Origin of the sequence: Mycobacterium shimoidei (assembly GCF_900417275.1) — a bacterium.
Taxonomy (GTDB): domain Bacteria; phylum Actinomycetota; class Actinomycetes; order Mycobacteriales; family Mycobacteriaceae; genus Mycobacterium; species Mycobacterium shimoidei.
The window spans coordinates 1,759,163-1,772,995 of the sequence record NZ_UEGW01000001.1; the positions used below are offsets into that span (position 1 = coordinate 1,759,163).

13 protein-coding genes are annotated in these 13,833 nt (G+C 66.9%); 10 read left to right on the forward strand and 3 right to left on the reverse strand.

Annotated features, from left to right (window positions below; translation table 11 throughout):
- Window positions 1-14 precede the first annotated feature (14 nt).
- From MSP7336_RS08550 to purD, 4 genes are read left to right on the forward strand one after another with little or no spacing between them, the layout of a single operon-like run.
- Window positions 15-764 (forward strand): SDR family oxidoreductase, encoded by a 750-nt coding sequence (locus MSP7336_RS08550; RefSeq protein WP_113963490.1) that lies wholly within the window; start codon window positions 15-17, stop codon window positions 762-764.
- Entirely contained in the window at window positions 761-1,618 is an 858-nt protein-coding gene (locus MSP7336_RS08555) for an NAD(P)-dependent oxidoreductase (protein ID WP_113963491.1), read from the forward strand. The genes MSP7336_RS08550 and MSP7336_RS08555 overlap by 4 nt, the downstream gene beginning before the upstream one ends.
- The gene (locus tag MSP7336_RS08560) at window positions 1,618-2,055 is read left to right on the forward strand and encodes a carboxymuconolactone decarboxylase family protein (RefSeq protein WP_113963492.1); all 438 of its coding nucleotides are present in this window, start codon (window positions 1,618-1,620) and stop codon (window positions 2,053-2,055) included. The genes MSP7336_RS08555 and MSP7336_RS08560 overlap by 1 nt, the downstream gene beginning before the upstream one ends.
- An 11-nt stretch (window positions 2,056-2,066) precedes the next feature.
- On the forward strand, window positions 2,067-3,335 hold the full coding sequence (purD, locus tag MSP7336_RS08565; protein WP_113963493.1) for a phosphoribosylamine--glycine ligase: 1,269 nt from the start codon (window positions 2,067-2,069) through the stop codon (window positions 3,333-3,335).
- On the opposite strand, the gene ggt is transcribed toward purD, so the two are convergent.
- The gene (ggt, locus tag MSP7336_RS08570; protein ID WP_113963494.1) at window positions 3,332-4,915 is read right to left on the reverse strand and encodes a gamma-glutamyltransferase; all 1,584 of its coding nucleotides are present in this window, start codon (window positions 4,913-4,915) and stop codon (window positions 3,332-3,334) included. The genes purD and ggt overlap by 4 nt on opposite strands.
- Window positions 4,916-4,987: 72 nt before the next feature.
- Here ggt and MSP7336_RS08575 point away from each other — a divergent pair, with 72 nt between their 5' ends.
- Window positions 4,988-6,163 (forward strand): thiolase family protein, encoded by a 1,176-nt coding sequence (locus tag MSP7336_RS08575; RefSeq protein WP_181786658.1) that lies wholly within the window; start codon window positions 4,988-4,990, stop codon window positions 6,161-6,163.
- Window positions 6,164-6,256: 93 nt separating this feature from the next.
- On the opposite strand, the gene MSP7336_RS08580 is transcribed toward MSP7336_RS08575, so the two are convergent.
- Window positions 6,257-7,129: an alpha/beta hydrolase-fold protein gene (locus MSP7336_RS08580; RefSeq protein ID WP_069394906.1), complete on the reverse strand. Its 873-nt coding sequence runs from the start codon at window positions 7,127-7,129 to the stop codon at window positions 6,257-6,259.
- Between the two features lie 99 nt (window positions 7,130-7,228).
- Between MSP7336_RS08580 and MSP7336_RS08585 the strand changes: the two genes are divergently transcribed.
- Complete coding sequence (locus MSP7336_RS08585) at window positions 7,229-7,849, forward strand: TetR/AcrR family transcriptional regulator (RefSeq protein ID WP_069394907.1); 621 nt, start codon at window positions 7,229-7,231, stop codon at window positions 7,847-7,849.
- A gap of 29 nt (window positions 7,850-7,878) precedes the next feature.
- Complete coding sequence (locus MSP7336_RS08590; protein WP_244917439.1) at window positions 7,879-9,306, forward strand: APC family permease; 1,428 nt, start codon at window positions 7,879-7,881, stop codon at window positions 9,304-9,306.
- Here the strand turns inward: MSP7336_RS08590 and MSP7336_RS08595 are convergent.
- Window positions 9,303-10,163: a DUF429 domain-containing protein gene (locus MSP7336_RS08595; protein ID WP_113963496.1), complete on the reverse strand. Its 861-nt coding sequence runs from the start codon at window positions 10,161-10,163 to the stop codon at window positions 9,303-9,305. The two genes, MSP7336_RS08590 and MSP7336_RS08595, sit on opposite strands and share 4 nt — an antisense overlap.
- A 40-nt stretch (window positions 10,164-10,203) precedes the next feature.
- Here MSP7336_RS08595 and purB point away from each other — a divergent pair, with 40 nt between their 5' ends.
- From purB to MSP7336_RS08610, 3 genes are read left to right on the forward strand one after another with little or no spacing between them, the layout of a single operon-like run.
- Window positions 10,204-11,619, forward strand: a complete 1,416-nt coding sequence (purB, locus tag MSP7336_RS08600) for an adenylosuccinate lyase (protein WP_113963497.1) — start codon at window positions 10,204-10,206, stop codon at window positions 11,617-11,619.
- Complete coding sequence (locus MSP7336_RS08605) at window positions 11,616-12,863, forward strand: cytochrome P450 (RefSeq protein ID WP_113963498.1); 1,248 nt, start codon at window positions 11,616-11,618, stop codon at window positions 12,861-12,863. Before purB ends, MSP7336_RS08605 begins: the two co-directional genes overlap by 4 nt.
- Window positions 12,860-13,816, forward strand: a complete 957-nt coding sequence (locus MSP7336_RS08610; protein ID WP_113963499.1) for a tellurite resistance/C4-dicarboxylate transporter family protein — start codon at window positions 12,860-12,862, stop codon at window positions 13,814-13,816. Before MSP7336_RS08605 ends, MSP7336_RS08610 begins: the two co-directional genes overlap by 4 nt.
- Window positions 13,817-13,833 lie beyond the last annotated feature (17 nt).

The window sequence follows — 13,833 nt, forward strand, 5'->3', positions numbered from 1 at the left end:
GCCGAGAGGAACATATGCGTTTCGAGAACAAAGTCGCCATCGTCACCGGGTCCGGTGGCGGCATCGGCCAGGCGTACGCCGAGGCACTCGCTCGCGAAGGCGCGGCCGTCGTCGTCGCCGACATCAACGCCGAGGCGGCACAGGGTGTGGCCAAACAAATCACTGCCGACGGCGGCACCGCGCTGGGCATCGGCGTCGATGTCTCCGATCCGGTGTCGGCCAAGGCGATGGCAGACCGCACGTTGTCGGAGTTCGGCGGCATCGACTACCTGGTGAACAACGCCGCGATCTTCGGCGGAATGAAGCTGGATTTTTTGCTCACCGTCGATCCCGAGTACTACAAGAAGTTCATGAGCGTCAACCTCGACGGCGCACTGTGGTGTACCCGCGCGGTGTACAAGAAGATGGCCAAGCGCGGCGGCGGTGCGATCGTCAACCAGTCGTCCACCGCGGCATGGCTGTACTCGAATTTCTACGGCCTGGCGAAAGTGGGCATCAACGGCCTGACCCAACAGCTTTCGCGTGAATTGGGTGGCCGGAACATCCGGATCAACGCGATCGCGCCCGGCCCCATCGATACCGAGGCCAACCGCACCACCACCCCCAGGGAAATCATCGACGATATCGTCAAGGGTCTGCCGCTGTCTCGGATGGGAACTCCCGAGGATCTCGTCGGGATGTGCTTGTTCCTGCTGTCCGACGAGGCGTCCTGGATCACCGGGCAGATCTTCAACGTCGACGGCGGACAGATAATCCGATCATGACTGAGCAATTGCGACTCGGCTACATCGGGCTGGGCAATATGGGTGCGCCGATGGCCAAGCGGCTGGTCGGCTGGCCGGGTGGGCTTACCGTGTACGACGTGCGGACCGAGGCCATGACGCCGCTGGCCGAAGTCGGCGCCACGCTGGCCGACAGCGTCGCCGACGTCGCGGCCGCCGACATCATCAGTGTCGCCGTGCTCGATGACGCGCAGGTGCGCGACGTCGTCAGCGAGCTCGCACCGCGGGTGAAGCCGGGGACGGTCATCGCGATTCACTCGACCATCAGCGACACCACCGCCGTCGAGCTGGCCGACGAGCTCAAGCCACGAGACATTCACATCGTCGACGCGCCGGTCAGCGGCGGCGCCGGCGCCGCCGAGACGGGGGAATTGGCCACGATGGTCGGCGCCGCGCGCGAGGTGTACGAGCGGGTCAAGCCGGCATTCAAGCAGTGGGCTTCGCTGGTCATTCACGCCGGCGAGCCCGGCGCCGGAACCCGAATGAAATTGGCGCGCAACATGTTGACGTTCACCTCCTACGCCGCGGCATGCGAGGCGATGAAGCTGGCCGAGGCGGCCGGTCTGGATCTGCAGGCGCTGGGCAGAGTGGTCCGGCACACCGACGCCCTCACCGGCGGGCCGGGAGCGATCATGGTGCGCGACGACATGAAACCCCTTGAGCCTGACCATTTCCTGTACCAACCATTTCTGCACACTCGTGGACTCGGCGAGAAGGATCTGAGCCTGGCACTGGCCTTGGGTGAGGCCGTCTCGGTGGAATTGCCGCTGGCCGAGCTGGCTCGTCGGCAGTTGGCCATCGGCCTTGGGGTACCGCACACGAAGGAAGAGACGTGATGGACGAGCGCCGCCGCAAGGGCCTCGAGAAGATGAACGAGGTCTACGGCTGGGAAATGCCCAACGTCGAGGGCGACGCGTACTTCGACCTGACCGTCGATCACCTGTTCGGCAACATCTGGACCCGACCGGGATTGTCCATGCGCGACAAGCGCATCATGACGCTGACGGCGGTGACCGCCATCGGCAACCGCGACCTGGCCGAGATCCAGATCAATGCCGCCCTGCTCAACGAGGAGCTCGCCGAAGCCGAACTGAAGGAGATGGCGGTCTTTTTGACCCACTATCTCGGGTTCCCCCTGGGTTCGATGCTCAACGGCGCGGTTGACACCGTCGTGGCGAAACGCAGGAAGGCTGCCGCCAAGGGCGCCGCCGAGGACAAGAAGGCCAATGTCGACGACGCGATCCGAATGCACAAGGGCAAAGACCCGGGCTAGGGTGAGGTTTCGTGCGCGTCCTGGTGATCGGTTCCGGTGCCCGTGAACATGCGTTGCTGGTGGCTCTGCGCAGGGACCCACAGGTCGACGCGCTGGCCATCGCGCCCGGTAACGCCGGGACTGCCGCCATTGCCGACCAGTACCAGGTCGACATCACTTCGGGCGATGAGGTGGCCGCGCTGGCCCGCCAGGTCGAAGCGGACCTGGTGGTCATCGGCCCCGAGGTCCCGCTGGTGCTGGGGGTGGCCGACGCGGTACGCGACGCCGGCATCGCCTGTTTCGGCCCGGGCAAGGACGCCGCTCGCATCGAGGGCTCCAAGGCATTCGCCAAGGACGTCATGGCGGCGGCCGGCGTACGGACAGCTGCCAGCGAAATCATCGACAATCCAGCGCATTTGGACGCGGCGCTGGACAGATTCGGTAAGTCCGTCGGCGAACCGGCCTGGGTGGTGAAAGACGACCGGTTGGCGGCCGGCAAGGGCGTGGTGGTGACGCCGGACCGCACGGTGGCCCGCGCCCATGCTGCCGCACTGCTCGAAGCCGGGCACCCCGTGCTGTTGGAGTCCTATCTGGACGGTCCCGAAGTGTCGCTGTTCTGCCTCGTCGACGGGCAGACCGTGGTTCCACTGCTGCCGGCACAGGATTTCAAGCGGGTCGGCGATCACGACACCGGCCCCAATACCGGCGGTATGGGCGCCTACGCTCCGCTGCCCTGGCTTTCCGCCGAGGCCTGCCGCGACATCGCGGCCGAGATAGTGGAACCGGTTGCGGCCGAACTGGTTAAACGCGGCTGCCCGTTCACCGGCCTGCTCTACGCCGGTCTGACGATCACCTCGCAAGGTCCGGCCGTGATCGAATTCAACTGCCGCTTCGGCGATCCGGAGACGCAGTCGGTGCTGGCGCTGCTGGACTCGCCACTGGGCCAGCTGCTGTACGCGACGGCCACCGGAAAGCTGGCCGACTTCGGGGAACTGCGCTGGCGCAGTGGCGCAGCGGTGACGGTGGTGCTGGCGGCGGAGAACTATCCCGGCAAGCCGCGGATGGGCGACGTTGTCCTCGGCGCCGAGGCAGACGGGGTGCTGCATGCCGGAACGGCACGCCGCGAGGACGGGGCGATCGTTTCCTCGGGCGGTCGTGTCCTCTCGGTGGTAGGCACCGGCGCCGACCTGAAAGCGGCACGTACGGCTGCGTATCAAATCATGAGCTCGATTCGGCTGCCCGGCAGTCACTTTCGCCACGACATCGGCCTGGCGGCCGCAGAGGGGAAAATCACCGTTTAGAAGCCGGCGGCCTGGCCGTCGCGGCGTGGGTCACTCACCGCGAGGTAGCCGTCGTCGAGGCGCCAAATCGCCTGACAGCTTCCGAACTGGTTGTAGTCGTCGGAGGTGACCAGTTCGTGACCGCGCCGGCGCAGTTCGTCCAGGGTGTCATGCGGAAAACCAGGCTCGCAGGCGACCTGGTTGCCGTGCACCCAACGGAACCGTGGACCGTCACACGCCGACTGCGGATTCTGGGCGTAGTCGACGATGCGCACCGCCACCTGTACATGGCCCTGCGGCTGCATCGGGCCGCCCATCACGCCGAAACTCAGCACCGGGGCACCGTCCTTGGTCAGCAATCCCGGGATGATGGTGTGGTAGGGACGCTTGTTGGGACCGACGCGATTCGGATGCCCCGGCGTTGCAACGAAGTTCGCTCCGCGGTTCTGCAATGCGATCCCGGTGCCGGGTACTACCACGCCGGAGCCGAATCCGAAGTAGTTCGACTGGATCATCGACACCATCAGCCCGGAGGCGTCGGCGGCGGCCAGATACACCGTGCCGCCCTTGAAGGTTCCCGCGCGTGCCGGCTTCGCCCGCGCCGGGTCGATCAGCGCCGCCCGTTGCCGCAGATAGTCGCTGTCCAGCAGACGCTGCGGCGCCATCGCCATTTGGTCGATATCGGCTACATAGGCCTGTGCGTCGGCGAACGCCAACTTCAACGCCTCGATCTGCAGATGCACGCTGTCCGCGGAATCCACCGCCAACGACGCCATATCGAACTGCTCGAGGATGCCCAGCGCCATCAACGCGACGATTCCCTGGCCGTTGGGCGGGATCTCGTGAACGGTGTAGCCCCGATAGTCGCGACTGATCGTGCCCACCCAGTCGGCCCGGTGGGCGGCCAGGTCGCCGGCGCGCATAGCGCCGCCGTGCGCCAGGGCGTGCGCCTCGAGTTTTGCCGCCAGCTCACCGCGGTAGAACGCATCACCGTCGGTCGCGGCGATCTGCTCGAGCGACGTGGCGTGGTCGGTCAGCGTGACGCGCTCGCCGGGTTTGGGCGCCCGGCCGCCGGGCAGGAACGTCTCGGCGAATCCCGGCTGGGACGCGAAGACCGGCGCCTGCGCTGCCCATTGCTGCGCGACCGTCGGCGAGACCAGAAACCCATTGCGGGCATACGAAATTGCCGGCTCGAAAAGCCGCTCGAACGGGAGCCGTCCGAACTTTCGGTGCAATTGCGTCCACCCCGAGACCGCGCCGGGCACGGTGACCGAATTCCAGCCGAGCAGCGGAATGCCGTCATCGCCGAAGTACTCCGGTGTCCAAGCGGCCGGAGATCGGCCCGAAGCGTTGAGCCCGTGCAGTTTTCGGCCATCCCACACGATCGCGAAGGCGTCCGCTCCGATGCCGTTGGACACCGGCTCGACCACGGTGAGGGTGATTGCGGTGGCCACTGCGGCGTCCACCGCGTTGCCGCCGTTGGCGAGCATTCGAAGACCGGCCTGCGCGGCCAGCGGTTGCGACGTGCACACCACGTTTCGCGCCAGAACAGGCTTGCGCGGCCAGGCATACGGCAGGTTCCAGGCGAACGGCACAGTCACTGTCGGATCGTAAGCCAAGTGGTCTGCCCTGCCTTATCGTTGGCACTACGGTAGTTGTTACTATTGCCCACTATGCCCAAGCCCGTCATCGTCAGCGCTGTCCGCACCGCAATCGGGACATCGTTCAAAGGTTCACTGGTCAACACGCCCGCCGAGGTGCTGGCGACTACGGTGCTGACCGAAGCGGTCCGGCGATCGGGAGTTGAGCCGACCGCTGTCGATGACGTGATTTTCGCCGAATCTCATTACGGTGGCGGTGATTTGGCGCGTTACGCCGCGGCAGCCTTGGACATGGCGTCGGTTCCCGGACAGGCTGTCAACAGGCATTGCGCCGGCAGTCTCACCGCTGTGGCCAACGCCGCCGCCCAGATCGGCTCGGGCGTCGAGCGGGTGGTGGTCGGCGGCGGCGTGCAGTCGTTGTCCACCGGCCCGCTGATGAAATGGCGTGTCCCGGGCCAAGGCCTGGAATTCGAAGAGCCCTGGATGCCGCCGACCCACGTCGAAGCGCCCGACGCGCCGACCCGCGACATGTCCATCACGGTGGGCTGGAACACCGCCGAAGCGGTGGGGATCACCCGCGAAGAGATGGACGCCTGGGCGCTGCGCTCGCATCAGCGGGCCATCGCAGCGATCGACAGCGGTGTGTTCGCCGACGAGATCGTCCCGCTGAAAATCCAGGGACCCGACGGTGCCCTGCAGGAATTCAGCGTCGACGAACACCCTCGCCGCGACACCAGCATGGAGAAGCTGGCGTCGCTGAAGGTACTGCACCCCGAGATCGACGGGTTCTCGATCACCGCGGGCAACAGCTGCGGCGCCAATGACGCTGCCGCCGCACTGACGCTGGTCGACGACGAGTACGCCCGATCGGCCGGCCTCGCCGCGCTGGGCACCGTCAAAACCTGGGCATCGGTGGGTGTAGAACCCCGCGACACCGGCCTGGGCGCGGTGCGGGTGATTGGCAAGGTGCTCGAGCGAGCGGGCCTGTTGCCCGGCGACGTCACGTTGTGGGAGATCAACGAAGCGTTTGCCTCGGTCCCGATCGCCGCCTGCCGTGAGTACGGGCTCGACGAGGAACGCGTCAATATTTACGGCAGCGGATGCAGTCTGGGCCACCCCATCGCGGCCAGCGGGGCCAGGATGCTCACCACGCTGGTACATGAGTTGGGCCGCCGGGGCGGCGGCCTCGGTGTCGCGGCGATGTGTGCGGGCGGCGGCCAGGGCGGTGCCGTGGTCATCGAGGTCTGACCTTCACGGCGAGGCCTTCGCCGAGATCGACGGTAGCGCGCAAAAGACCGAGGAGCAGCCTCGATAGCGTCAATCTCGGCGGACCCAGTGCGCTCAGGCCGTCAGCAGCGGCGCCATCCAGGTCAGTTCGGCCGGCAGCTGCGAGCTCCAGAACGACGCGTCGTGTCCGCCGGGCGAAAATCCACCGGCCGGGGGGTTGGGCAGCTGGGCCACGAACTGCTTCGTCGCGGCAAGGAACGGATCACCGGTGCCGCAATCCACCCGGATCGGGATGGACGCCAGCGCGGGCATCCCGAAAACCGAGTTGGCCGACCAGTCGTCGGCGCCGTCGAATGCGCCCGGTGCGGTCGCCCCGGGGGAGAGCCACAGCGCGGGGCTCACCGCGCAGATCGCCGCGGTGCGTCCCGGCCCGAGCCGACCGCCCAGCAGTAGCGCGCCGTAGCCGCCCATCGACCAGCCCAAAAAAGCCACCCGGGAGGTGTCCAGGTTCTGGCTGTCCAGCATCGGGATGAGTTCGTTCAGCACCATCGCGCCCGAGTCTTCACCGGAAGCTCTTTTGTGCCAATAACTTCCACCGCCATCGACAGCCACGACCGCGAACGGCGGCAGGCCGGCGTCGACCGCTTGGGCCAAACCTTGCTCGACGCCCCCGGCCATCACCGTGGCCGCATCGGATCCCTTGCCATGCAGTGCGATCACCGGCCGCAGTGGTTTGGTCTGCCCCGGCGGGCGGGCGATCGCCCAATTGGTGCGGACACCACCACGAGCAGCCGAAACGAACGAACCGGTCGCCATGGTCGGCGCCGCCGCGGAGGCCGGCTCCAACGGCACGTTCACCGGCGTCGCCGCCGAAGGCCGGACGGCCAGCAGCATGTCCAACGCATAGCCGCCGACCGCTCCGGCGGCCGCGCCGGCGCCGAGGCGCAATACGGTGCGGCGGCTCAGATCTGGCATGCCGGCCATCATAGGGGCCGGCCATAGCCGACATGCCGCGGCGATGTCATCGCGTAGTCGTTTGTCAGAAAAGGCAATACGGCACCGGCCTGGCTGGCAGCATGACTAAGCGTGACCGCAGCTGTCACTCCCAAGGGAGAACGTCGCCGGTACGCGCTGGTTAGCGCGGCCGCTGAGCTGCTGTGCGAAGGCGGCTTCGAGGCGGTGCGTCACCGGGCGGTGGCGCGCCGGGCGGGTCTGCCGCTGGCGTCGACTACCTATTACTTCTCCTGTCTCGACGACCTGATCGCCAGCGCGGTCGCGCACGTCGGGATGCTGGAGGTGGCGCAGTTGCGGGCCCGGGTCGCGACGTTGTCCCGACGCCGTCGGGGCCCCGAAACCACTGCCGACGTGCTGATCGACCTGCTGGTCGGCGACGAGGGCGGCACTCATCTGACCGAGCAGCTGATCTCGCGGTACGAGCGCTACATCGCCTGTGCCCGCTTGCCGGCACTGCGCGACATTCAGCGCCGTAACCTGCGTCAGCGTGCGGACGCGGTCTGCGAGGCCATCGAGCGGTCCGGACGCTCGGTGCGTCTGGAAATGGTGTCGGCGTTGATTTGCGCGATCGACGGCGCGGTGGTCTCGGCGCTGGTCGACGATCAGCAGAACCCGCGTGCGGCCGCCCGGGCGACGGTGATCGATATCATCGACGTGCTTGCGCCGTTCGACCAGCGGCCGGTAGAGATCTGACCGCCCGGCGGTCGCGTTAGTAGGGCAGCATGGACGGGACCGAGGCGATCGCGCATCAGCCGCAGCTGCACCGGGTGATGGGTCCGGGCCTGCTGTTGTTCTTCATCCTCGGCGACATCTTGGGCACCGGCGTCTACGCCCTCATCGGCGATGTCGCAGCCGAAGTCGGTGGCGCAGCCTGGGCCGCATTTCTGTTGGCTTTCCTGGTCGCGGGTGTGACGGCGTTGAGCTACCTGGAACTGGTGACCAAGTATCCGCGGGCGGCCGGGGCGGCGCTGTACGCGCAAAAGGCGTTCGGCAGACCGTTCGTCACGTTCCTGGTGGCGTTTGTGGTGATGTGTGCCGGCATCACGTCCGCAGCAACCGCGTCGCGTTTCTTTGCAGCGAACTTCGTTGTTGCATTCCACTTCAATTGGGGTACAGGCGGTGTCGCCGTCATCGCGCTGCTGTTCATGGCGGCGCTGGCCGCGGTGAACCTGCGCGGCGTGGGAGGAAGCGTCAAGCTCAACGTCGTGTTGTCCGTCATCGAGATCATCGGGTTGGCTTTGGTGATCCTGGCCGGGTTGTGGGCCTTTTTCCGCAGCGCCGATGTCGACTACACGCGGGCGGTCGCGTTCGACACCGCGGCCGACAAGAACGTTTTCGTCGCCGTCACCACCGCGACGTCGCTGGCCTTTTTCGCCATGACGGGTTTCGAGGATTCGGTGAACATGGCCGAGGAGACCAAAGACCCGGTTCGGGTGTTTCCCAAGGTGCTACTGGCGGCGCTGAGCATCGCGGGTGTCGTCTACATGTTGGTGGCGATCGTCTCGGTGGCGGTGGTACCGGTCGGTCCGCTGAAGGTCAGCGACACCCCGCTGATCGACGTGGTCAGGATCGCGGCGCCGGGCTTGCCGATCAAGGACATCCTGCCGTTCATCTCGATGGTCGCGGTGTCCAACACCGCGCTGATCAGCATGCTGATGGCCAGTCGGCTGCTCTACGGGATGTCTCGTGAGCGGGTGTTGCCACAAGCATTGGGCGCGGTGAGTCCGATCCGCCGGTCGCCGTGGGTGGCCACGTTGTTCGCCACGGCGATCGCGTTCGTGCTGATCCTTTACGTCACGAGCTTCGCCAATACCGAAGCCATCGAGATCCTGGGTGGCACCACGTCGCTGCTGCTACTGGCCGTGTTCACGCTGGTCAACGTCGCCGTCCTGGTGCTTCGGCGCGACGTGCGGGATCAGCGGCACTTCCGCACCCCCACCCCGCTACCGGTCATCGGATGTGTGGCCTGCATGTATCTGGTAACACCGCTGTCCGGTCGGCCCGGCCAGCAATATCTGCTGGCCGGGGTCTTGGTGGTGGCCGGCGTCATGCTGTCGGTGCTGACCCTGGCGGTCAAGCGCTGGCACGGAAACCGGGAGGCCGTCATCGTCGACGCCGCGAGGCTCAGCGTTGAACCGGAGCTCAGTTAGCTGTCGAGTTGTTGGCGGATCGCGCTCAGTTCCAGCTGTGCCTGCGCAAGCAGCCCAGCGACGTGGGAGACCTGCTCACGTAGGTCGTCGACGTCGGGTTGCGACCCCACCCGCCGCCGAGAATCAGGCGCCACACCCGGTGGCAGCGCCGGAGTGACAATGTAGCCGGTCGCGAAGTCGCCGTAGACCGTCACGTCGTCCGGCCGGTGATACCAGTACAGCGCGACGTACGCACACAGCACGGCGTCGACCGGATCCTCGTCTCTGTCGAGCTGGGCCGGCCGGGTCGCGGCGGCTACCCGCTTGCGCAGCTCCACCCAGGACACGTTGTGGTTCACCCGCAGCCGCGGGGTGGCCTTGTCGAGCCCTTCGATCAGCGTCATCAACTGCAGCAGCGCGCGTTGACGGTCTGCGAAAGGACCCTTCTTGTACTTCAGGCTCTTCGACAACCGGAACAATGCGACGGTCGCTGGATGTGGATACACCTCGATCGCTCGGCGTGTCGCGCTGGAGGCCGGATCGATGTCCAAAGCGAGCGCCTCGGCCAGCCGGGCGGCGCGCGGACCGTGCGCGAATTCGGGTTTTTTGAGGTTGGCCGGGTGCGTGCCCGCCTCGAACCGCTGGAAATCGCGGTTGAGTGCAGTCTCGCACGGCCGGTAACCCGTCGGGTTGTTCACGATCAGCGGTGCATCGATGGCCATCCAGCAGTGGTCGCCGGCATACGGCGCCACCGCGTCGGCGATGCTCGCGTCGTCGCGAGCGGTTCCGACGTGCAGCAGCCGGCCCTCGACATCGACGGCCGCGACGCCGCTCTGATTGATTTCGCCCCACGCAAGGTCCACACCGACGAAGTGCATTCGCCCAGCCTGCCGCATTACACCCTTAAGCTGTGAGATTGTGAGCATCCCGAACGTGCTGGCGAGCCGTTATGCCAGCGCCGAGATGGTGTCGATCTGGTCTCCGGAGGCCAAGGTTGTCGCCGAGCGGCGATTGTGGCTGGCGGTGCTGCGGGCGCAGGCAGAGCTGGGTGTCGAGGTCCCGCCGGCGGCGCTGGCCGATTACGAGCGGGTGCTCGAAGACGTCGACCTCGCCTCGATCGCCGCCAGGGAGCGCGCGCTTCGCCACGACGTCAAGGCCCGCATCGAGGAGTTCAATGCGCTGGCCGGCCACCAACACGTGCACAAGGGGATGACCAGTCGCGACCTCACCGAGAACGTCGAGCAACTGCAGATCCGCCGGTCGCTGGAGCTGGTGTTCTCCCACGGGGTGGCGGTGGCGGCCCGGTTGGGTGAGCGGGCGGTGACCTACCGCGACCTGGTCATGACCGGGCGCAGCCACAACGTCGCCGCACAGGCCACCACCTTGGGCAAGCGGTTCGCATCGGCCGCACAGGAGACGCTGCTGGCGCTGAACCGGCTGCGGGAGCTGATCGACCGTTACCCGCTGCGCGGGATCAAGGGCCCGATGGGAACCGCGCAAGACATCCTCGACCTGCTCGGCGGCGACCCGGCTAAGTTGGCCGCGCTGGAACAGCGCGTCGCGGACTTTCTCGGCTTTCACACGGTGCTGACCAGTGTCGGGCAGGTCTACCCGCGGTCGCTGGACCACGACGTGGTTTCCGCGCTGGTGCAGTTGGGCGCCGGGCCGTCGTCGCTGGCGCACACCATCCGGCTGATGGCCGGCCACGATCTGGTCACCGAGGGCTTCGCGCCCGGGCAGGTCGGCTCGTCGGCGATGCCGCACAAGATGAACACCCGCAGCTGCGAACGGGTCAACGGCTTGCAGGTGGTGCTGCGCGGCTATGCGTCGATGGCAGCCGAACTGGCCGGCGCCCAGTGGAACGAGGGCGACGTGTTCTGCTCGGTGGTGCGGCGGGTGGCGTTGCCGGACGCGTTCTTCGCCATCGACGGGCAGATCGAGACGTTTTTGACGGTGCTCGACGAATTCGGGGCCTACCCGGCGGTGATTCAGCGTGAGCTGGACCGCTACCTGCCGTTCTTGGCCACAACCAAGGTGTTGATGGCCGCGGTGCGCGCCGGGATGGGCCGCGAAGCCGCCCACGAGGTGATCAAAGAGCACGCCGTGGCGGCTGCGCTGGCGATGCGGGAAGGCGCCGAGCCGGATCTGCGCGAGCGGCTGGCCGCCGACCCCCGGCTACCGCTGGACCGGGCCGCGGTGGACGCGGCACTGGACGACAAGCAGACGTTCGTCGGCGCCGCCGGCGACCAGGTCGACGCGGTGGCCGCGGACGTGGACGCGTTGGTCGCCCGCTACCCCGACGCGGCCAAATACACCCCGGGAGCGATCCTATGACTCTCGCGCGCGCCCTCTCGGAGATCGACTTCACCGACCTGGACAACTTCGCGCACGGGTTCCCACATGAGTTGTTCGCCATCCATCGGCGCGAGGCTCCGGTGTTCTGGCACGAACCCACCGAGCACACCCCCGACGGCGAAGGCTTCTGGTCGGTGGCGACGTACGAGGAAACCCTTGCGGTGCTGCGTGATCCGAAGACCTACTCGTCGGTGACCGGCGGACAACGCCCCTTCGGGGGCACCGTGTTGCAGGATCTGGCCATTGCCGGTCAGGTGCTCAACATGATGGACGACCCACGGCATTCGCAAATCCGGCGACTTGTCAGCTCGGGGCTTACGCCGCGGATGATCCGCCGCGTCGAGGACGATCTGCGGGCCCGGGCCCGCCGGCTGCTGGACGCCGTGGTGCCCGGCGAGCCGTTCGACTTTTTGGTCGACGTGGCCGCGGAGCTACCGATGCAGATGATCTGCATCCTGCTGGGAGTGCCTGAATCCGAACGGCATTGGCTGTTCGAGGCCATCGAGCCGCAGTTCGACTTCGGCGGCTCCCGCAAGGCGTCCCTGTCCTCGCTCTCGGTCGAGGAGGCCGGGTCGCGTATGTATGCCTACGGGCAGGAGCTGATCGCGTCGAAGCGCGCCGAGCCGACCGACGACATGCTGTCGCTCGTCGCCAATGCGACGTTGGACGACGCCGACGCACCGGCTCTCTCCGACCTCGAGCTGTACCTGTTTTTCAGCCTGCTGTTCAGCGCCGGCGCCGAGACGACGCGTAACGCGGTCGGCGGTGGGCTGCTGGCGCTCGCCGAACACCCGGACCAATTGCAGGCGCTGCGTTCCGATTTCGAGCTGCTGCCCACCGCGGTAGAGGAGATCGTGCGGTGGACGTCACCGTCGCCGTCCAAGCGGCGCACCGCAACCTGCGACGTCACCCTCGGTGGACAGACGATCCGGGCGGGCCAGAAGGTCCAGATCTGGGAGGGTTCGGCAAACCGCGACGCCGACGTGTTCGAGAACGGCGACGAATTCGACATCACTCGTAAACCCAATCCGCACTTGGGCTTCGGGCAGGGCATTCACTACTGCCTGGGCGCCAATCTGGCCCGCCTCGAACTGCGGGTGCTCTACGAGGAGCTGCTGTCCCGGTTCAGCGGTGTGCGAGTCGTTCAGCCCGTCGAGTGGACTCGCAGCAACCGGCACACCGGTATTCGCCATCTGGTGGTGGAGCTGTACGGGGCGGAGTGAAAGTCCAGCCGGACGTCTTCTCGGCGGTGATGGCAACCGGGATCTTGTCCATCGCCGCACGCAACCATCACTACCCGTGGCTCAGCGGAGCGCTGGGCATCCTCGCCTCGCTTGCCCTGCTCGTTCTGGTGGCGGTGGTCGTCGTCGGCAATCGCCGAATCGCACGGTGGGACATGCGGGACCCCGACGTGACGCTGCGGTTGTTCACGTTCGTCGCCGGGTGCGCGGTGCTGGACTCCCGGCTGATGTCCCACCCGATCGTGGTCCGGGTACTCGGCGGGATCGCGTGTGCGTCGTGGCTGGCGTTGACGGTGCTCACCATTGGCAACATGGCGGGTCAGCGGTGGGCGGCGCTGCGGGACCGCGCCCACGGCGCTTGGGAGCTGGCCAGCGTCGGCACCTCCGGTCTGGCGATCCTGGCCGCGCACGCTGCCGAGCACACCGACGACCGCTGGTGGCTGTGGGTGGCCGTGCCGATCTGGGTAGCGGCGCTTGCCGTCTACGGCCTGATGACCTGGCTGATCCTGTGGCGCGCGGTGGCCGAAAGGCAGGACCGCGACGGGTTCGAGCCCGACACCTGGATTCTGATGGGAGGGCTGGCCATCGCGACCTTGGCCGGTAACCACATTCACCAGCTGGCCACCGGGCCGCTGGCCGACGGGGTGCGCACCGTCACCGTCGTCACGTGGGCGTTGGCCACGGCGTGGATACCGCCGCTGGTCTACTTCGGTCTGCACCGCATCAACCGGCGACCGGAGGTGTTGGCGCTCACCGGGGCATGGTGGACGCTGGTGTTTCCGTTGGGGATGTACTCGGTGGCCACCGACGCCATGACCGCCGAGCTGCACCTGCAGTCGATGCAGACGGTTTCGCTGGTGTTCTTCTGGACCGCGTTGGCGGCGTGGCTGATTGTGGTAGTCGCCGGGCTGCTACGAATGCGACGCCGTTTTTAAACCGCTCTCATCGGGAT